This is a genomic window from Pseudomonas sp. NFACC05-1 (genome assembly GCF_900100135.1).
Classification (GTDB): domain Bacteria; phylum Pseudomonadota; class Gammaproteobacteria; order Pseudomonadales; family Pseudomonadaceae; genus Aquipseudomonas; species Aquipseudomonas fluorescens_Q.
The window spans coordinates 57,895-77,074 of sequence record NZ_FMTR01000021.1 but is presented as its reverse complement, the minus strand read 5'-3'; the positions used below and the strand labels follow the sequence as shown (position 1 = coordinate 77,074).

Sequence of the window (19,180 nt, the reverse complement as noted above, 5' to 3'; positions counted from 1 at the left end):
GAGCTGCCATGCTGAGTAGAACCGCCTCGGACCTGTACTGGATGTCGCGCTACCTGGAGCGCGCGGAAAACCTCGCACGGATGCTCGACGTCAGCTATTCGTTGTCACTGATGCCCCAGGACGGGCGTGGCGATGGCTTGCACGAGCTGGCCATGCCATTGCTGATCACCGGCACGCTGGATGATTATCGGGAGCGACACGCCGATCTGCACGCCGAGCGCCTGCTGCATTTCTTTGCCCTGGAAGCGGCCAACCCGGCCAGTATCTACAGCTGCCTCGGCGCCGCGCGAGCCAGTGCCCACGCGGTACGTGGGCGAATCACCGCCGACATGTGGGAGAACATCAACGCCACCTGGCTGGAAATTCGCGGTATCGCCGAGCAAGGCTTGAATCGCTACGGCATGAGCCGTTTCTGTGAGTGGATCAAGGAGCGATCCCACCTGTTTCGCGGCGCCACCTACGGCACCATCATGCGCAACGACGCGTTCCGCTTCATTCGCCTGGGGACCTTCATCGAAAGGGCCGACAACACCCTGCGCTTGCTCGACGCCCGCTACGAAATGGCCGGTGACCAGGCCGACACGGTCAGCGATGGCACGGCCCACGCCTATTACCAATGGAGCGCCTTGTTGCGAGCCTTGTCGTCCTTCGAGGCTTATACCGAGATCTACCGTGACGCCCCGGGCGCTCGCCATGTGGCTGAGTTGCTGCTGTTGCGCGCCGATGTGCCGCGTTCGCTGCGCGCCTGCACCGAAGAAATCAACCAGATCCTCGCGAGCCTGCCGGGCACCAACGGTCGGCAGGCACAACGGCTGGCGGCGGAAATGGACGCACGCCTGCGCTACACCGGCATCAATGAAATCCTCGACGGGGGCCTGCATGCCTGGCTCACCGAATTCATCCCACTGGTCCGTGAACTGGGCAATGCCATTCACAGTTCCTACCTGGAGGTCATATGAGACTCTCGATCAGCCATGAAACGGCCTACCACTATGAAGATCAGGTGCGCGCCAGCATCCAGTACCTGCGCCTGACGCCCCACGACAGCGAACGCCAGCATGTGCTGAGCTGGCAACTGGATTTGCCCCGGCCGGTGCGTGCGCAGTTGGACCCGTTCGGCAATATCCTTCACGTACTGACCCTGGACGAACCCCACGAAACAATCATCATCGGTGCCCGCGGACAGGTGGATATCGATCCGTTGCGCGAAGCCGAGCACGAGAGCCAATCGGCGCTGCCGTTCCTGCGCTTCACCCGGCTAACGGAAGCGGACGAAGCCCTTCGAGCCTTCGCCGCGCAGCAATGCCAGCAGCGTCGTGATCGCTCGGCGCTGATCGACCTGATGCACGGGCTGAACCAGCACATGATCTACACCCCAGGCACCACTGAGGTGGAGACCAGTGCGGCCCAGGCTTTTGCCGGTCGTAGCGGGGTGTGCCAGGATCACACCCACGCCTTCCTGGCCTGCGCCCGTAGCCTGGGGGTGCCGGCGCGGTATGTCTCGGGGTATCTGTTCAGCGAAGAGAGCGAACACCTGGCAAGCCATGCCTGGGCGGAGGCCTGGCTTGACGACGCCTGGTACAGCTTCGACGTGACCAACCAACTGGCCCGTCCGGAGCGCCACCTGAAGCTGGCCGTGGGCCTGGATTACCTGGACGCCTGCCCGGTACGTGGCATGCGTCGTGGCGGCGGTTGCGAGCAGATGCATGCCAAGCTGGTCGTGCCACCGGCGCCGGTGATCACGGTGCAACAACAATAACCCTCCAACGAGGTAATGCTGTTCAGTTAAGGATGGTTTGAATCATTGTGGCGAGGGGATTTATCCCCGCTGGGCTGCGCAGCAGCCCCAAAAAGGCTGAACGTAACCAACCCGGCATACTTCGGTGGCTGGGGTTCAGGGCCGCTTCGCAGCCCAGCGGGGATAAATCCCCTCGCCACAAAAAAGCAATCTCACGGGGCCAATGGCTGCTTGCGTCCCGCCATATGCTTCAAATAACCCACCAGCAAATCCAGCTCGGAATCCGGCAGCACCGCAGCCGAGAACCCGGGCATCTTGCCCTGGGGCCAGCGACGCAGCGCTTGCGGGTCGCGAATGTAGTGCTTGAGGAAATCCCCGGAGAAGTATTCGGTCGGGTTGAAGGGAATGTTCAGGTCAGGGCCGAACTGTGCATCGCCTGCGCCATTGAGCCGGTGGCATGCCAGGCAATTTTTCTGGAACAGTTCGAAACCTTTATTGACCGGGTCGTCCTTGGCCAGGCTGGGCGCCGGCAGTAGGGCAGGGAAGCGTTCGGCCACGGCCGACAGGCGCTTGATGGTCGCCACCGCGTAGGGCCATTGCTCCGGGCTGATGTGGCCAGCCTGCGGATCGGTCCAGACCAGATAGAAAGGCCCGGCACTGTGCTTGCCTTCCCCCAGCGACGGCCATGGCTTGGCCGGGTCCTCGATCGCCAGCCAGGCCCGGGCCCCGCTCTTGTTGAGTAACGGCGCCGCAGGCATTTCGGCAGCGAAGCCGTCCAGGGCAATGGCTTGCAGGTGGTCGTTCGCTTGGACGCCCGTCAATAGTGCCGTCAGCGGCACGGCTCGATAGCTCATCGGTTTCTTGTAGGAAACGTCATCAGCGATCTGGACCGTTTGAACGTCCGGATGCTTGAGCAGTTCTTCGGTTTGCCAGGTGCGCGTGCCCGCGCCCAACTCCAGCACCAGTTGAGCGGCATGAAGGGGCGTGCTGAGCAGCAACGCCCCGAACACAATAAGAGCTTTCAAGTCGATCGCCTTCCATGTCGAGGGGATGCCGCAAAGGTTGGCACAGCCATCGCGGCTCGAACAGAGAACCCGTCACATTTTTTGGCGACACAACTAATGGATGATGCAGATGCCCTCGCGCAGGAATCAGCCAATCACCTTGGTGATATTCGGCAAAATCAACAGCAGCGTCGTGGCAAAGAGAATGAGTCCGGCTTGGCGAACTTTCGAATGTTTGAACATGGCTGACCCGCCTTTATTGTTATTTCCTAAAAGCCAGCCTGCATATCCATGGCGGCTGGCATTGCACTTCCTGTTCGACAAGCGCCTCGGCAAAACCCGACGACTTTCTTGTACAAGGATTACATTAGGGGCCGCGGCGGCCTTGGCTTAGATCCAATTCGTATCAGCTTGGTACAGGTTGCTCTAAAAAAGGCATGAGGCCTATTGCCACCTTCCTGTCGGCCCTTTTGCTAGACAGCTTGCCCTCCTGAATCGGTTAACCCGATAGCTCGCTACCGTTCGTCTGAGCGTGGCCGTCAACGCCATTGAGCACTGCGGTCATTGAATCCGGCGCCGCTGGGCTTATGGTTGAAGGCATCGCATTACCCCGTGGTTTCGAGGACGTCATGACCCAAGCTTTGATTTTCGACGCATTACGCACGCCCCGCGGCAAGGGCAAGGCCGATGGCGCCTTGCACAGCGTCAAGCCGGTGAACCTGATGGGTGGCCTGCTCAGCGCTTTGCAGCAGCGCATGGATCTGGACACCAGCCAGGTCGATGACATCGTGCTCGGTTGCGTGACCCCGGTAGGTGAGCAGGGGGCCGATATCGCCAAGACCGCCGCGCTGGTGGCCAATTGGGATGTCAGCGTGGCAGGCGTGCAACTTAATCGGTTTTGCGCCTCGGGCCTGGAGGCGGTGAACCTGGCGGCGATGAAAGTGCGTTCCGGGTTCGAAGACCTGGTGGTGGCCGGCGGCGTCGAATCCATGTCCCGGGTGCCCATGGGCAGCGATGGCGGCGCGTGGGCGCTGGACCCGCAAGCCAGCCTGCACGGTCACTTCGTTCCCCAGGGCATCGGCGCCGACTTGATCGCCACGCTGGAAGGCTTTAGCCGTGAGGATGTCGACGGTTATGCGCTGCATTCCCAGCAAAAAGCAGCGCGTGCCCGGGCTGACGGTTCGTTCAATAAATCCCTGGTCGCCGTGCGGGACCAGAATGGCATCGTGCTGCTGGACCACGACGAGTTCATCCGCGCCGACTCCACGCTCGAAGGCCTGGGCAAGCTCAAGCCAAGCTTCGAGGCCATAGGCCAGATGGGGTTCGATGGCACGGCGTTGCGCGTCTATAGCCATGTCGAACGAATTCATCACGTGCACACGCCGGGCAACAGTTCCGGCATCGTCGATGGCGCGGCGCTGATGTTGATCGGTTCCGAAGCCAAGGGGCGCGCCATGGGCCTGCAACCCCGGGCGCGGATCGTCGCCAGCGCTGTCACCAGTACCGACCCGACCATCATGCTCACCGGCCCGGCGCCGGCTACCCGCAAGGCCCTGGCCAAGGCCGGGTTGCGGGTGGAGGACATTGACCTGTTCGAAGTCAATGAAGCCTTCGCCTCGGTGGTGCTCAAGTTCATCAAGGACATGGCCATCGACCCTGCCAAGGTCAACGTCAACGGTGGCTCCATCGCCATGGGGCATCCCTTGGGCGCCACGGGGTGCGCAATTCTCGGTACGTTGCTCGACGAATTGGAGGTGCGTCGCCTGCGTTATGGCCTGGCGACCCTGTGTGTCGGCGGCGGCATGGGCATTGCCACCGTCATTGAACGCCTCTGAGCCCCGACTTCAAGGAACACTTTTCATGACCGATGCCATCCGTTACGAAACTGGCCAGGACCGGATCGTCGTCCTGACCCTGGACATGCCGGGCCAGAGCGCCAACACCATGAACGCGGTGTACCGTGAGGCCATGGCCGCCTGTGTCGCCCGTTTGCAGGCTGAAAAGGACTCGATTGCCGGTGTGATCATCACCTCGGCCAAGCACACCTTCTTCGCGGGTGGTGACCTCAATGAATTGATCAAGGTCGGCAAGTCCGAGGCCAAGGCTTTCTACGACATGGTCCTGCTGCTCAAGGCCCAACTGCGTACTTTGGAGACCCTGGGGAAACCCGTGGTGGCGGCCATCAATGGCGCGGCCCTCGGCGGTGGTTGGGAAATCTGCCTGGCCTGCCATCATCGTGTGGCCCTGGACCTGCCGTCGGTGCAGCTCGGCCTGCCGGAGGTCACGCTCGGCCTGTTGCCGGGTGGTGGTGGGGTGGTGCGGATGGTGCGACTGCTCGGTTTGGAAAAGGCCTTGCCGTATCTGCTCGAGGGCAAGAAGGTCAATGCGCAACAAGCGCTGCTGGCCGGTTTGATCGATGAGCTGGCGAAGGATCGTGATGAACTACTGGCCAAATCCCGGGCCTGGATTCTTGCCAACCCCAGCGTCATCCAACCCTGGGATGCAAAGGGCTATCGACTCCCGGGCGGCACGCCGTCTGATCCGAAAGTTGCGCAAATGCTGGCAATCGCCCCTTCGATCCTGCGCAACAAGACCCAGGGTTGCCTGCCGGCACCGGAGAAAATCCTCTGCGCAGCGGTAGAGGGCGCCCAGGTTGATTTCGACACCGCGCACCTGATCGAAACCCGCTACTTCACTGAACTGACCACCGGCCAGGTGGCGAAGAACCTGATTGGCACCTTCTGGTTCCAGCTCAACGAGATCAAGGCCGGTGGTTCTCGCCCACAGGGTCTTGCGCCTTATCTGACGAAAAAAGTCGGCGTGCTCGGCGCGGGCATGATGGGGGCGGGTATCGCCTATGTCAGCGCCGTGGCCGGCATCGCGGTGGTACTCAAGGATGTCGATCTGGCGGCGGCCGAGAAGGGCAAGGCCCGTTCGGCGGCGTTGCTGGATAAAAAGGTCGCCCGCGGCCAACTCACCGCCGAGCAGCGCGAAGCCACGCTGGCGCGGATTCACCCCACCGACAGCAACGCAGACCTGGCCGGCTGCGACCTGGTCATCGAAGCGGTGTTTGAAGATCGCGCCCTGAAAGCCAGCGTGTCGGCCGCCGCCCAGGCGGTGGTGGGCGATGATGCGGTGATCGCTTCCAACACCTCGACCTTGCCCATCACCGGCCTGGCCCTGGCTGTACCGGACCCGACGAAGTTCATCGGCCTGCACTTCTTCAGCCCGGTGGAAAAAATGCCCCTGGTGGAGATCATCAAGGGGGCGCGTACCAGTGACGCGACTTTGGCTCGGGGTTTCGATTTTGTCCTGCAGATCAACAAGACGCCGATTGTGGTCAACGACAGTCGCGGTTTCTTCACATCGCGGGTGTTCGGCACCTTTACCAATGAGGGCATCGCCATGCTCGGCGAGGGCGTGAGCGCGCCGATGATCGAGACCGAAGCGCGCAAGGCCGGGATGCCGGTCGGGCCTCTGGCGATCTCTGACGAAGTTTCCCTCAGCCTGATGAGCCATATCCGCGCGCAAACCTCCAAGGACCTGCACGCAGAAGGGAAGATGCCGATTGAGCACCCGGCATTCGCCGTGATTGACTTGCTGCTCAACGAGTACAAGCGGTCGGGCAAGGCCGCCGGTGCCGGTTTTTATGAATACCCGGCCAATGGGCAAAAGTACCTGTGGCCACAGCTGAAGAGCCGCTTCGAGAAAACCGATGGGCAGATTTCCCCGCAGGATATCCGGGATCGCCTGCTGTTCATCCAGGCCCTGGAAACCGTGCGATGCATGGAGGAGGGAGTGCTGACTTCGACGGCCGACGCCAACATCGGCTCGATCTTCGGCATCGGCTTCGCTGCCTGGACCGGCGGTGCGCTGCAGTTCATCAACCAATACGGCCTGCAAGACTTTGTCGGTCGCGCCCAGTATCTGGCCGAGCAATACGGCGAGCGCTTCTCCCCGCCGGCCTTGTTGTTGGAGAAAGCCGCCCGCCACGAACTGTTCTGACAGACCGGGGAAGGGCTTGCCTTGGAACCATGTTTCAAGGCAGGCTCTGGGGTGTGCAATATTCCCATCATCGTGTCAGGTATTTTTTATGTCGCTACGCATCTGCATTCTGGAAACCGATATCCTGCGTCCGGAACTGGTCGACCAATATCAGGGTTACGGGCAGATGTTCCAGCGCCTGTTTTCGCAGCAGCCCATTGCGGCCGAATTTGTTGTGTACAACGTGATGGAGGGGCATTACCCCAGCGATGACGAGCAGTTCGACGCTTATCTGGTGACCGGCAGCAAGGCTGATTCCTTCGGCACCGACCCTTGGATTCAAACCCTCAAGACCTACCTGTTGGCGCGCTATCAGCGCGGCGATAAATTGCTCGGTGTGTGCTTTGGTCACCAGCTGCTGGCGTTGTTGCTGGGCGGTAAGACCGAGCGCGCCACCCAAGGCTGGGGCGTCGGCACCCATCGCTACAAGCTCGCCGCCAAGGCGCCTTGGATGAGCCCGGTGATGGAAGAATTGACCTTGCTGATCAGCCATCAGGACCAGGTCACCGAATTGCCCGAAAGCGCGACGGTCATCGCTTCCAGCGATTTCTGCCCGTTCGCCGCCTACCACATCAACGACCAGGTGCTGTGCTTCCAGGGGCACCCAGAGTTCATCCACGATTATTCCCGGGCCTTGCTGGAGATTCGCCAGCAGCACCTCGGCGAGCAGATCTATAGCCAGGGCGTAGCGAGCCTTGCCCACGAGCACCACGGCACCACGGTGGCGGAATGGATGATGCGTTTCGTCGCTCACAAGCCGCAGGCCGAAGCCACCCAAGGCTAACGATCACCCCTCATGTGGGAGCGAGCTTGCTCGCGATAGGGGGGATCAGTTGGCCTGATGCTGGATGTGCCAGGTCATCGCGAGCTTGCTCGCGATGAATCCCACACACATCCCAGCGAAGAACGCTCGCCTACAACCATCCCGAGCGCTTGAAGCTCCACCACAGCGACGAGCATCCCACCGCGATAACTCCTAGCACCGCGAAATAGCCGTATTGCCAACTCAGCTCCGGCATGTCCTGGAAGTTCATCCCATAGATCCCGGCCACAGCCGTGGGAAACGCCAGGATCGCCGCCCAAGCTGCAAACTTGCGCTGCACCACGCTCTGGCGCGACGCTTCGAGCAACACGCCGACTTCGATGGTCTGGCTGGCGATGTCGGCCAGGGTTGTCAGGTCTTCCATTTGCCGCGTGACATGAATCTGCACGTCGCGAAAGTACGGGCTCATGTTCTTGTCGATGAAGGGGAAGTCCAGTCGCTGCAACTCTTCACTGATCTCCACCATTGGCGCCGCATAGCGACGCAGGCGCAATACGTCGCGGCGCAAGCTGTGCAGGTTCTGGATGTCCCGTTCGTTCAGGGAACTGCACATGACATTGTGTTCCAGCTCATCGATTTCGGCGTGGATGGCCTCACCCATTGGCTGGTAGTTTTCAATCACGAAATCAAGGATGGCATAGAGGACGAAATCTTCCCCGTGTTTCAGCAACAGCGGACGCGCCTCACAGCGCTGTCGGACGTGGGCGTAGGACGCGGAGTGGCCGTTGCGAGCCGTGATGATGTAGCCCTTGCCGGCAAAGATATGGGTTTCGATGAACTGCAGCTTGCCGTCCTTGCGTATCGGCGAATACGTGACGATAAACAGCGCATCGCCAAAGGTCTCCAGCTTGGGACGGCTGTGTTTCTCCATGGCGTCTTCGATTGCCAGTTCGTGCAGGTTGAATTGACGCTGCAGGTTGGTCAGCTCCAGGGCGCTGGGCTCTTCGAGACCGATCCACACAAAATGACCAGGTTTGGCAGCCCAGGTGCTGCCCTCGTCGAGGGTGATATTGGTGACTTTCTTACCGGCGCTGTAGACCGCAGCAGCAACGACTCTACCCATAATGTGGTTCACTTCTTATTGGAAATGGCAGTGACAGGCGGCGTCCAGCTTAACGCGCCCTGTAGCTTGAGAGTCAGCAAAATCTGCGGAGTTCGGCGGCAAAAGAAAACCCACCGAGGGGGTGGGTTTCCATTCAGGCGGCTTGCAACTGCCGGTCCATTGCCGCGATGCATTCGCGCATCTGCTCACGGCATTGGGCGATGAGCCGAGGCATGTCATCCATGCTCAATCCGGCCGTAGGAATCGCCGGCAACGAGCGTATGAGGATGTCACCGCTGCGCCAGCGATTGAGGCGCATGTGCTTGATGTAGCTGCTCACGCACACCGGAACAATCGGCACTCCGGCGGCTATTGCCATCTGGAAGGCGCCTTTCTTGAATGGCAGCAGGTCTGCGCCCAGATTGCGCGTGCCTTCCGGAAAAACCCAGATCGAGGTGTCCTCGTGCTGCAAGGTATGGGTGGTGGTCAGCATCGATTTTCGGGCCTTGATCGCGTTACCGCGGTCGATCAACACGTTGCCCGCCAGCCAGAACAATTGCCCGAACAGCGGCACCCATTTCAGGCTCTTCTTGCCGATGCACACGGTACGGCGCGGCACCACGTTGCCGAACATGAACAGGTCATAGTTGGATTGGTGGTTGGCGATGATGACGCAGCCGTTGGGCTTATTCACCAGCGAGTCGACCTGCGTCCGGACCCGCAAACGCAAAATGCACATCGCCGGCAATGCGTACAACCTTGCGCATAAACGGCTGTTGTCCGGGTTGAACGGCCGGCACAGGCCCAGAATCACCCCGAGCACGCCAGCCATTACAAAATGCAGGCCCATCAATAACATACGCAATACAAACAGCATCTACGGGCCCCATCGGGACAAAAGGTTGCGCAGTGTACGGATGTGCACTGTTTTCGGCAATTGCCCCTATAGATGTAGGAAATAGACGATGTTTAAGCACATGTTTCCAAATGACGCGACAGAACCGGCCTAGAGCGGTTGCGGACTTTTAAACGGAGCGCGTAGGAAAAAGCCCGGCTCTACAAGCGTCAGCCCAAGTGCTCCTGATCCAGCAAAATCGCACTGTCCAGCGTATCCAGCAGAGCCTTGCGCACTTTCAGCTTGGTGTTCTTGTGGGCAGTCATGTTGATCTTCTTCAACTGACGTGCCGCTTCCAGGGCCGCGCCCTGCAGTTCTTCGGCCGACACCACCTTGTCGAGGAAGCCGGCATCCACAGCGCCCTGCGGATTGAACATCTCGGCGTTGATTACCGAGCGATGAAACGCCGACTTGCGCAGGCGATCACGGGCCAGCTCGATACCGGCGTGGTGCATGGTCATGCCGATCTGCACTTCGTTCAGGCCGATGCTGAATGGCCCTTCCACACCAATGCGATAGTCCGCCGAGAGCAGCAGGAACGCACCCTTGGCCACCGCATGCCCCGGGCAAGCAACAACGACGGGGAAGGGGTGCGACAACAGGCGACGGGCCAGGGTCGAGCCGGCCGTGACCAGGCTCACCGCTTCCTTGGGACCGGCAGTCATCACTTTCAGATCGTAACCACCCGACAAAATCCCCGGTTGCCCGGTAATGATCACCACCGCCCGATCCGCCGTCGCCTGGTCCAGCGCAGCGTTGAACGCGGCAATCACATCTGGCGAGATGGCATTGACCTTGCCGTTGTTCAAGGTCAGGGTCGCGATACCGTCTTCGAGATGGTAGGTAATCAAGTCGCTCATGACGCTATTCCTTGTAAGAGAAGTGACGCAGACGTTACCCACCGCCGCAGGTCAGGTAAAGCGCCGTGACTGACTCACCGGTCAGCCCCAAGCCCCGCAAACAGCCTGGCCCTCCCATCCCACCAAGCCTTCATCTATAGAGCATTGCCTATACAGCCCCGAAGATTGGCCGGTTTGCCCTGCCCAGATGCGTTTGAAATGCCCGACCAAGCTTAACCGCATGAAAATTCTGAAAAAAACCTTTGCCATCGGAAAAGCTTTCGACTACATTAGCGCGCCTCGACAGACTGAACGTTTGTCGAGATACGGTGAAGTGTCCGAGTGGCTTAAGGAGCACGCCTGGAAAGTGTGTATACAGGAAACTGTATCGAGAGTTCGAATCTCTCCTTCACCGCCAAATTCGATACACACAAAACCCCTGGTTTCCCAAGAAAACCAGGGGTTTTGTGGTTTCTGCCGTCTGAAAAAATGACGATAGGGGCAATGGCCCCCAGGTGATACGCCGGCAGTGCAAAAGGTGTGAATTTCCTAACCTTGACTCCGCCACCCAAATGACTATCCCCCCATGTAGCCGTGCTACAAAACGGCCTGTTCAACGCGTGGGAAAACTCCGATGCCACCGCTCTCCAACGGCAGGCCCTCCAATCGATTTGGCCTGTTTTGCGTAGCCAGTTTCCTTCTGTCCATTTCTTATGGCGCCACTTTCCTGATCTCCCTGCTGGTGTCCTCCCTGGGGGGAACTGAGCGCGATGCAGGGCAAGTCTTTGCCGTTGCCATGACGAGTACTCTGGTCGCGGTGGTCGCCTCGGGGCATTTGATGCAGCGCGTAGGCGCTGCACTGTGCGTGGCCCTTGGCGCTGTGTTTCTGGTCATTGCGTCCATGGGTTTTGCGCTGCTATCGGACCTTGGTATCGGTTTGTTGGCCTGCGGTTTGATGCTGGGGATCGGCTGGGGACTGTTTTACACGGTTGGGCCCATCATGGTCGCAGCGATGGTCGAGCCATCCAGGCGGACTCATTGCTTCGCGCTTTTGTCGGGCAGCATGTTGACGGGGATCGGTAGTGGCCCTCTTTCAGGCAAGTTGGCCAGCTCCGTTGGGCTCCCCATACAGACGGCTTTCTTCTTTGCCGCCGCAGCAGCATTGTTGGGTGGGCTGTATTTTTGGTGGCTGAGAACGGGCTTTGCCGAAGTGGAGCGCCGCTCTGGCGATAAGGCTCGGATGGGGCTGAGATCGGCGACGGATGTGCTGCGCTCACGTTCGGCGTTGTCCATTTTGATGGTGGGGCTGGGCGGCGCGATCTTTGGCGGCCTGGGCAGTTTCCAGACCAGTTATGCCGCCAGTCAGGGACTTGATTACTCCCTGTTTTTCGTCGGCTTCATGGGGGCGGCTATCGCTTGTCGGTTGTTGATTGCCGGGTGGGTGGTCAGCCGTGACCCTCTCGCGACTTCTTGCCTGTTGACCACGTTGATGTTGGTCGCCGTGACAGGGTTCGGTGTGTGGGTCCATGACAGTCTGAGTTATGGGGTGACCGCCGCCTTGCTTGGGGTCGGTTACGGTCTCAACTATTCAGTCATCAATGGCCTGGCTGCCAACGAGGCGCCACCTGGGCTGACCGCACAAGCGCTGCTGCTTTTCAGCCTGTCCTACTTCATTGGCGTATTCGGGTTTCCCTTTATCGCCGGCAAGCTCATCAGCAGCACGGGCGTGAATGGGATGCTGCTTAGTGTCGGATTGATCGCTCTGCTTGCCTGGGCCTTGAGCGTCAGTCGCTGGCTGGCCGGGCGGTTCTGGAAACCAGCCTTCTCTGAATGAAAAATTCTCCTCAGGCGTGCGATAGCTTCCGGTGGGCGGGGAGATTGAGCACTGGGGCAAGAAGGTCGCGAAGACTGAAGGCAGAAAGGCACGGCAAATTGTTTGATGGACGGCTGCCCGTGGAGCCTCGCCACTGGACAGCATCAGGCAACCTCACAGCAGTATCGGGCAAAGGTTTCTGGGCACATGCCGTTAAGGTCCTCTTGGAAGAGCGTCTTATCAACTGCATGGCTGTGAGAGAACATCATGACCCGATGGATGAATTTTGCTTGGCGCGTCCAGGCGCTTGCACTGTCTTTAATATTGTTTACGAACAACGTCTGGGCTTCGGAAAACACCCAGCACGCGAATGCGACGCTGGTCCGCCAGGCGTTCATTAACTGGCAGCAGGGCAACGGCACGGCGTTCGATCTGCTGGCGCCCAATGCGAAATGGACCGTGGCCGGGACGAGTCCTGTTTCCGGTGTCTATAACAGTAAGGCTGAGCTGGCCCAAGTCGTGCGGCCGATTACCGCGCGACTGGCAACACCAATTGTCCCCACGGTGCAGAGCATCGTTGCTCAGAATGATGTCGTGGTTGTGCTGTGGAACGGAACAGCCACGGCGCTTGATCACAAGCCCTACAACAACACCTACCTGTGGCACATGACCTTCAAGAATGGTCAGATCATTGAAGTCACCGCCTTCCTGGATACCTACGTGCTGAACGATCTTATCCAACGCGTAAAACCCCCACAGTAGTGCTGGGCTATCTTGTTGGCTGTGAAGCAGTTCGCTTTTCCGTGGCGTGCTCTCCAAAAGGTTTACTCGATTCAGAACAAAAACCGGAAATGCGTGGTCTTTGTCAGTACCCCAAGTTCGTCTCTCCCTGAGGTCGCACAATGAGTCTGATCGATTGCCCTGAATGCGCTTCCAGAATTTCCGACAAGGCCTACGCCTGCCCACATTGCGGCAATCCTTTCCGGGAGCCGAGTTTCCGCCTGACTGAGAAGAACGTGGGACAGATTGCCGGGGTGACCGGCGTCTGGCTCACCGCGCCGTGGATCGCGCGGATGGTCTTTGGCGTGGTGGCCGTGATTGCGGTGGCCGCGGTGTTGATTCTGCGGTGACTGTGTCGATTGGCTAGCTAGCCGGGCCCGTCGTGCAAGCGCTCTGCCGAACATAATAATTGTCGAACTCGCTGCTTTCGACGAATTGGAAACCGTGGCGGATGTAAAAGCGATTCGAGGCGCTTTCCTTAAGGGCACCCACCCTGAGCGGGAGCGCGGCCGCATCCGCTTCCTTGAAAATATGACCGAGAACAGCAGCGCCTATTCTTGAGCCTTGCGCGCAGGGCCTGACATACAAGTGGTCAATCAAGAGCTCATTGTTGAGGGGCCTGACCACAACGAACCCAACCCGAACAAGTCAGGTGATCCAGAATGCAAACCGATTCGCCGCTTTGGCGAGAAAAAGTCCGCGTTCACAGGCCATATGGATGACTTAAGCGAAGCGATGAATTTGATGCGCCGTGTAAGTCCCGCCACGTAAATCTTTACTCTGAAAAGGGCTGCCGTTCCACTGTCCGGCCACTCGTCTCCACTGGATCCATGGCCTGGCGCCATCACCCACCGTGTCCTAGTCTTTCCTGGTCGGCAGGACCACATCGATACTCATTGCACGGTGTCCAGGGAGTCATGGAATGGCGAACAAGAAAGGAACTGAGTTGGTAGCGGGTTTAGAGACAATCACCGGAGCAGCAGGGATTTTCGGAATCTGTTATTCAATACTCACCTGGAGCGGTGTAGGAAAAGGCTTCAGTCCCTTCAGTTTTGGTTCTTGGAAAAAAACACTGGGCAAGCTTGTCGAAGATGGGCATGCCACGACCTTTCTCGTCGACGGCAGAAACATCACCATGACGGGTATCAGTGATGACGGATGGGTATTCAATACAGGGACTCTTGGCTCCACCGACTGGGCTCGTGCCACTGGCAGCGCGACCACTTATGTCTATTACATCGGTGTGAATAAAGCTTTCGTGAAAAAGTATCGGAAGCTTGAAGCCAAGCTAAAAAAAACCAAAACCTCCTACGATGCTTTCTGGCCCAATCTCCCGACTGCGAAAACCCAGTACCAGAACTGTGTGAGCCATAGCCACTATCTGATTTCCGAGCTGGGACTTGCTCACTGGGGTAATACCGTCAAGGGCTGGTGGATGCCGTCGGCGAGTAATTGGGTGGATTGGTTTAAAAGTTTCGCGCCTGTGCAGCGAGACGGATTCAGCTGGAAATACAAGAGGTTCGACGGCATCAACACGCACATTCCAGGTTAGGCGCAGCCTGGAATAGTTGGCATAAAAACGGCTCGTTGACTGAACGAGCCGTTTTTCCATAGCCGACAGACTCATCACGTATTCAATGCCAATTGCGGACTGTCCGGATTCAACTGCTGTCGCCTGAACTGCCCCGGCGGCTGTCCATGTATCTGGCGAAAACGCCTGGAAAAATAGGCCTCGTCGGCAAAACCGCACAACCTCGCCACTTCGCCCACTGGCCGTGTTCCATTGAGCAAGTAATTGCGCGCCGCATGCATCCGGCGTTCGAGTACCAGTTCGGTGAAGGTCTTGCCGATTTCCTTGCGCAGCCAGTGGGTCAGGTACGTCGGTGACAGGTAAGTTGCCGCGGCCACCTTGATCAGGTTGAGGTCGGGGTCGGCGATGTTCTTGCGCAAGTACTCGGACATCCGGCCCAGCGCATCGCGTCGGCTGACTTCGGCGGCGTTCTCTTCAGCCAAGCGCTTGAGCGGCTCGGCGTACAAGGCGCAGACGCTGCCGATCAGTTGCAGCAACAAGCCCTTGAGCATCTCGCGGGTGCCGAACTGACGGTTCTGGTCCAGGCCACGCATCTGCTCGATCAGCGCGCAGGCTTTGGCGAAATCCTCATCCCCCAGAATGAAGTCCAAGTGTTCCTGGAAGCGGAACGGTGACAGTTCCGGCGCCAGCAGAATCGAGACCTCTTCCAGGTCCATCGGGTCGCACTGCAGATGCGGCAGCAGGAACGTCTGGGAAAAATTGATCACCATGAAGTTGCTCTCGGCCGGGTGCGGAATCACATGCACGCGGTGGGGCAGGATGAAGGCCAGGGTGTTGCGCGGAAACGGACGTTCGACGTTGCCAATGTGTTGCACGGTATCGCCGCCAAGGTTGATCTGGATCTGGAAGTATTCGTGGCGGTGCGGGCTGGTTTCGGCGCGCCGGCCCTTTTTGTCGCGGATGTAGAAATCCGTCAATTCGCTGCGTTGCTGCATGACGTAGGTGGGGACTCGGCTCGGTGATGACATCTCCTGGGAATCCTTTGCGGTGCATGACGGTGATGACGATTGTGACTGTGCATCTTGATGATTTTCAAGGAGTCATACGATGACGAAGCTGTTGGCGTGAATTTTCTGTCTCTTGAAAATGGAGGGCGCTTGTCCAAAAACGATAAATTTTATTTTCATAATTTGTGTTTTAAAAACAAACGTTTAGGTTGATCTTAGAAAGATTATGAAAAAAAGCACCCATCTGATTTTTTTGGACAGGTTCCTTTGATGCGGTTTTAAACGGGAAAAATGATCTAACAGCTCAGTTGATTTTGAATGGTTGTACGACCACTGTTGAGCCACGCAACCCGTCTCTCCATCCAAAAACAATCAAAAGGTGCGCACATCATGAACCTGTTCCTGCTTCACGCCGACCCTCCCGATTGCTCCTGCGACAGTTCCTGTTGCAAGGCCTCTTTGAACACCTGACACCGGCTGTTCGCGCTTCTCATTCCTGTAGCGATTGTTCTGCCCCGGCATCGAGGGCATTGATTTCGGCTGCTCGTAAACATTTCGACGCTTCTAACAATAACGAGGTCCACCATGTCGAACTCTCATACCTCCCAAATTGCCAGCGCCCGGGACGCCGCAGTACCAGAGCGTCTGCCGTCGCGGCGGCGTTGGTTCATGTTGTCGTTGCTGCTGATCGCGACGATCATCAACTACATCGACCGGGTGAATATCTCGATTGCCGCGCCGTTCCTCGCCAAGGACCTGGGCCTGGACAAGATCGAGATGGGCCTGATTTTTTCGGCGTTTGCCTGGACTTACGCGATCGCACTGGTGCCGGCCGGCTTCATCGCCGATCGCTTCGGTTCCCGGTTCACCTACGGGGTGTCGCTGATCAGTTGGTCGACCGTCACCGTGTGCCAGGGCTTGGCCACGGGCTTCGCTTCGCTGTTCGGTCTGCGCCTGGCCGTCGGCGCGATGGAAGCGCCGGCGTTTCCGGCCAACAGCCGGGCGGTCACGGTGTGGTTCCCGGCGCGTGAACGGGGCCTGGCCAGCAGCATTTACGTCTGCGGCCAGTACTTGGGCACGGCGCTGTTTACCGGTGCACTGCTCTGGCTAGCCACCACTTATGACTGGCGCCATGTGTTCTACAGCACCGGCGCACTTGGCATCGTCTTCGGTGTGGCCTGGCTGTTCTTGTATCGCGACCCGATGAACTGCAAGAAAGTCAGCAAGGAAGAACTCAAGTACATCGAAGCCGGGGGAGGGCTGGTCAAGAGCAGCCAGGAGCGCACCCGCTTCAACTGGCGGCAGATCGCCGAGCTGTTCAGCTATCGGCAGGTCTGGGCGATTTGCATCGGCAAGTTCGCCAGCACCTCGGCGCTGTACTTCTTTCTCACCTGGTTCCCCACGTACCTGATCGAAGAGCGTCAGCTGACCATGATCAAGGCCGGGATCTTCGCCGTGCTGCCGTTCGTGGGCGCGACGGTGGGCATCCTGCTCGCCGGGATTGTGTCCGACCTGCTGATCCGTCGCGGCTACTCGCTGTCCTTCGCCCGCAAGTTGCCGTTGGTGGTCGGGTCGATGCTGGGCATGTCCATCGTCCTGGTGAATTTCACCGATTCGAACGTGATCTGCATCGCCGTACTGACGATTGCCTTTTTCGCCCAGGGCATCGCTTCGTCCTCGTGGGCGGCGGTGTCGGAAGTGGCGCCCAAGGAACTGATCGGGCTGACCGGCGGGATCACCAGCCTGGCGGCCAACATCGGCGGGATTGTCACCCCCATCGTGATTGGCGCAATCGTCCACAAGACCGGCTCATTCGCCTTGGCCTTCTGGTTCATCGGCGGCGTGGCGCTGATCGGCACCTTGTCCTATTCGTTGCTGCTCGGCCGTTTGTATCGCATTGAACTCAAGGCGCGTTGAGCCCGGAAAAAAGCTGTTTTTCTCCAACACGAGGTGGCATTCCTCCAACTTCGCCGAGGATTGCCGCCGTACGCTGACCCCTCCAACAGGACTTTTATCAGGATGAACATGCCCGAGTATGTCTTTACCCCGGACTTGCCAGTGACCCTGCCGGTTGTTGGCAGCCCGCAGCGTTTTCCCGTCGGCCGGGTCTTTTGCGTCGGTCGCAACTACCCCTGGCCTGATACCCAGGGTGAATCCCGAGTGCCACCGGTGTTCTTCATGAAGCCAGCCAGTTGCGTGGTGGAAGCGGCGGGTGAGGTGACGTTTCCATCGGTGACCGAGGAGTTCGCCCACGAAATCGAATTGGTCGTGGCCATCGGTGAGGGCGGCGCCAACATCCCTGAGAGCCAGGCGTTGGCTTATGTGTGGGGCTACGCGGCGGGTCTGGATCTGACCCGGCGTGATGTCCAGCGCGAGGCCAAGCGCAACGGTTTGCCGTGGGAGGGTGCCAAGGTGTTCGACGGCGCCGCGCCAATGACCGCCATCGTGCCGGTCTCCCGGGCGGGGCACCCCGATGGCGAGTTGTGGCTGAACGTAAACGGCCAGGAGCGTCAGCGCGACAGCCTCGACAGCCAGATCTGGTCGGTCAGTGAAGTGATCGCCCGCATCTCCCAATCGGTGGCGCTGCGGGCCGGCGATCTGATCATGACCGGCAGCCCGGCAGGCGTCGATGTGCTGCAGCCGGGTGATGTCGTCACGGCCGGCATCGACGGTATTGGCGAATTGGAAATGCACGTCGGTCCGCGTTTGTCTTACTGAATTCGAGAAAGGAGAACCCACATGTCCAACGCATTGAAAGTGGCTTTGGTGACTGGCGCCGGCAGCGGGATTGGCCGAGCGGTGGCCCTGGGCCTGATGGAAGACGGCTACACACTGGTGTTGGCCGGTCGTCGGCCAGAGCCCTTGCAGGCATTGGCCGAGTTGGCGGCCAGCCAGGGGCGCGAAGCCTTGGCGGTGCCCACTGATGTACGCGACCCGGTCAGTGTCGATGGGCTGTTTGCAACCATCGCCGAGGTCTACGGACGCCTGGACGTCGTGTTCAACAACGCTGGCGTCAATGCGCCCGCCGTGCCGCTGGATGAGCTGACGTTCGAGCAGTGGCGAAACGTGATCGACACCAACCTCAACGGCGTTTTCCTGTGTGCCCGTGGTGCCTTCGGCCTGATGCGCCGGCAACAGCCCCAGGGTGGACGGATCATCAACAACGGTTCGATCTCGGCCCACACTCCACGACCGTTCAGCAGCGCCTACACCGCCAGCAAACACGCGGTGCTGGGGTTGACCAAATCCCTGGCCCTGGACGGACGTGAATACAACATCGCCTGCAGCCAGATCGACATCGGCAACGCCCTCACTGAGATGTCCGTGCGCATGACCAAGGGCGTGCGCCAGGCCAACGGCAGCATCGCGGTGGAGCCGATGGTGGACGTCAAGCATGTCGCCGATGCGGTGCGCTACATCGCCGGCCTGCCGTTGTCGGCCAACGTCCTGAACATGACCGTCATGGCCACGGCCATGCCATTTGCCGGCCGCGGTTGAGCCTGCGTGCCGTTCAGTTTCGAAGGTGTGCATTCGTGGCGAGGGAGCTTGCTCCCGCTGGGCTGCGTAGCGGCCCCCGTTCTTTTTATGAGCGCTTCGCACTCAAGCGGGAGCGAGCTCCCTCGCCACACACTGATTCGAGCACGCCTTGATTGCGCTTGAGTTA

17 protein-coding genes, 1 tRNA gene and 1 pseudogene are annotated in these 19,180 nt (G+C 59.2%); 13 read left to right on the top strand and 6 right to left on the bottom strand.

The annotated features are described in order from the left end of the window. Window positions 1-8 precede the first annotated feature (8 nt). Together BLO97_RS24165 and BLO97_RS24160 are read left to right on the top strand one after the other, a co-directional pair. Window positions 9-959 (top strand): alpha-E domain-containing protein, encoded by a 951-nt coding sequence (locus BLO97_RS24165; RefSeq protein ID WP_063324946.1) that lies wholly within the window; start codon window positions 9-11, stop codon window positions 957-959. Continuing rightward, window positions 956-1,759: a transglutaminase family protein gene (locus tag BLO97_RS24160; RefSeq protein ID WP_063324947.1), complete on the top strand. Its 804-nt coding sequence runs from the start codon at window positions 956-958 to the stop codon at window positions 1,757-1,759. Before BLO97_RS24165 ends, BLO97_RS24160 begins: the two co-directional genes overlap by 4 nt. 191 nt (window positions 1,760-1,950) lie before the next feature. Here BLO97_RS24160 and BLO97_RS24155 read toward each other — a convergent pair whose 3' ends face one another. Next, a complete protein-coding gene (locus BLO97_RS24155; protein ID WP_092348531.1) occupies window positions 1,951-2,763 on the bottom strand; it encodes a c-type cytochrome in 813 nt (270 codons plus the stop codon). 608 nt (window positions 2,764-3,371) lie between these two features. Here BLO97_RS24155 and BLO97_RS24150 point away from each other — a divergent pair. The 3 genes from BLO97_RS24150 (at window position 3,372) to BLO97_RS24140 (ending at window position 7,570) form a co-directional block, all read left to right on the top strand. Further along, on the top strand, window positions 3,372-4,577 hold the full coding sequence (locus tag BLO97_RS24150) for an acetyl-CoA C-acetyltransferase (RefSeq protein WP_092348572.1): 1,206 nt from the start codon (window positions 3,372-3,374) through the stop codon (window positions 4,575-4,577). Between the two features lie 25 nt (window positions 4,578-4,602). Then, entirely contained in the window at window positions 4,603-6,747 is a 2,145-nt protein-coding gene (locus BLO97_RS24145) for a 3-hydroxyacyl-CoA dehydrogenase NAD-binding domain-containing protein (RefSeq protein ID WP_092348528.1), read from the top strand. A gap of 88 nt (window positions 6,748-6,835) precedes the next feature. Then, the gene (locus BLO97_RS24140; RefSeq protein ID WP_063324950.1) at window positions 6,836-7,570 is read left to right on the top strand and encodes an amidotransferase; all 735 of its coding nucleotides are present in this window, start codon (window positions 6,836-6,838) and stop codon (window positions 7,568-7,570) included. A 130-nt stretch (window positions 7,571-7,700) separates the two neighbouring features. Here BLO97_RS24140 and BLO97_RS24135 read toward each other — a convergent pair whose 3' ends face one another. From BLO97_RS24135 to BLO97_RS24125, 3 genes are all read right to left on the bottom strand, one after another. Further along, window positions 7,701-8,672, bottom strand: a complete 972-nt coding sequence (locus BLO97_RS24135) for a magnesium and cobalt transport protein CorA (protein WP_063324951.1) — start codon at window positions 8,670-8,672, stop codon at window positions 7,701-7,703. Window positions 8,673-8,805: 133 nt separating this feature from the next. Then, window positions 8,806-9,528 carry a 1-acylglycerol-3-phosphate O-acyltransferase gene (locus BLO97_RS24130; RefSeq protein ID WP_092225078.1) on the bottom strand — a complete coding sequence of 241 codons (723 nt, stop codon included), beginning with the start codon at window positions 9,526-9,528 and terminating at the stop codon, window positions 8,806-8,808. A 188-nt stretch (window positions 9,529-9,716) separates the two neighbouring features. Next, window positions 9,717-10,406: a crotonase/enoyl-CoA hydratase family protein gene (locus tag BLO97_RS24125; RefSeq protein ID WP_092147211.1), complete on the bottom strand. Its 690-nt coding sequence runs from the start codon at window positions 10,404-10,406 to the stop codon at window positions 9,717-9,719. A gap of 307 nt (window positions 10,407-10,713) precedes the next feature. Between BLO97_RS24125 and BLO97_RS24120 the strand changes: the two genes are divergently transcribed. From BLO97_RS24120 to BLO97_RS24105, 4 genes are all read left to right on the top strand, one after another. Then, window positions 10,714-10,803: transfer RNA gene (locus BLO97_RS24120), tRNA-Ser, on the top strand. A 216-nt stretch (window positions 10,804-11,019) separates the two neighbouring features. Then, window positions 11,020-12,219 carry an MFS transporter gene (locus BLO97_RS24115; RefSeq protein ID WP_063324961.1) on the top strand — a complete coding sequence of 400 codons (1,200 nt, stop codon included), beginning with the start codon at window positions 11,020-11,022 and terminating at the stop codon, window positions 12,217-12,219. 258 nt (window positions 12,220-12,477) lie between these two features. After that, complete coding sequence (locus BLO97_RS24110; RefSeq protein ID WP_092348526.1) at window positions 12,478-12,960, top strand: nuclear transport factor 2 family protein; 483 nt, start codon at window positions 12,478-12,480, stop codon at window positions 12,958-12,960. Window positions 12,961-13,100: 140 nt separating this feature from the next. Beyond that, complete coding sequence (locus tag BLO97_RS24105; RefSeq protein WP_003204158.1) at window positions 13,101-13,328, top strand: integrase; 228 nt, start codon at window positions 13,101-13,103, stop codon at window positions 13,326-13,328. A gap of 13 nt (window positions 13,329-13,341) precedes the next feature. Here the strand turns inward: BLO97_RS24105 and BLO97_RS24100 are convergent. After that, a pseudogene (locus BLO97_RS24100) lies at window positions 13,342-13,620 on the bottom strand (GNAT family N-acetyltransferase); the annotation flags it as partial. Between the two features lie 280 nt (window positions 13,621-13,900). Here BLO97_RS24100 and BLO97_RS24095 point away from each other — a divergent pair. Further along, a complete protein-coding gene (locus BLO97_RS24095; protein ID WP_092348523.1) occupies window positions 13,901-14,530 on the top strand; it encodes a hypothetical protein in 630 nt (209 codons plus the stop codon). Between the two features lie 74 nt (window positions 14,531-14,604). Here BLO97_RS24095 and BLO97_RS24090 read toward each other — a convergent pair whose 3' ends face one another. Beyond that, entirely contained in the window at window positions 14,605-15,537 is a 933-nt protein-coding gene (locus BLO97_RS24090; RefSeq protein WP_063324964.1) for a helix-turn-helix transcriptional regulator, read from the bottom strand. A gap of 564 nt (window positions 15,538-16,101) precedes the next feature. Between BLO97_RS24090 and BLO97_RS24085 the strand changes: the two genes are divergently transcribed. The 3 genes from BLO97_RS24085 (at window position 16,102) to BLO97_RS24075 (ending at window position 19,014) form a co-directional block, all read left to right on the top strand. Then, window positions 16,102-17,433, top strand: a complete 1,332-nt coding sequence (locus BLO97_RS24085) for an MFS transporter (protein WP_063324965.1) — start codon at window positions 16,102-16,104, stop codon at window positions 17,431-17,433. 102 nt (window positions 17,434-17,535) lie between these two features. Further along, window positions 17,536-18,234 carry a fumarylacetoacetate hydrolase family protein gene (locus BLO97_RS24080; protein WP_092348520.1) on the top strand — a complete coding sequence of 233 codons (699 nt, stop codon included), beginning with the start codon at window positions 17,536-17,538 and terminating at the stop codon, window positions 18,232-18,234. A gap of 21 nt (window positions 18,235-18,255) precedes the next feature. Beyond that, a complete protein-coding gene (locus BLO97_RS24075) occupies window positions 18,256-19,014 on the top strand; it encodes an SDR family oxidoreductase (RefSeq protein ID WP_063324967.1) in 759 nt (252 codons plus the stop codon). Window positions 19,015-19,180 lie beyond the last annotated feature (166 nt).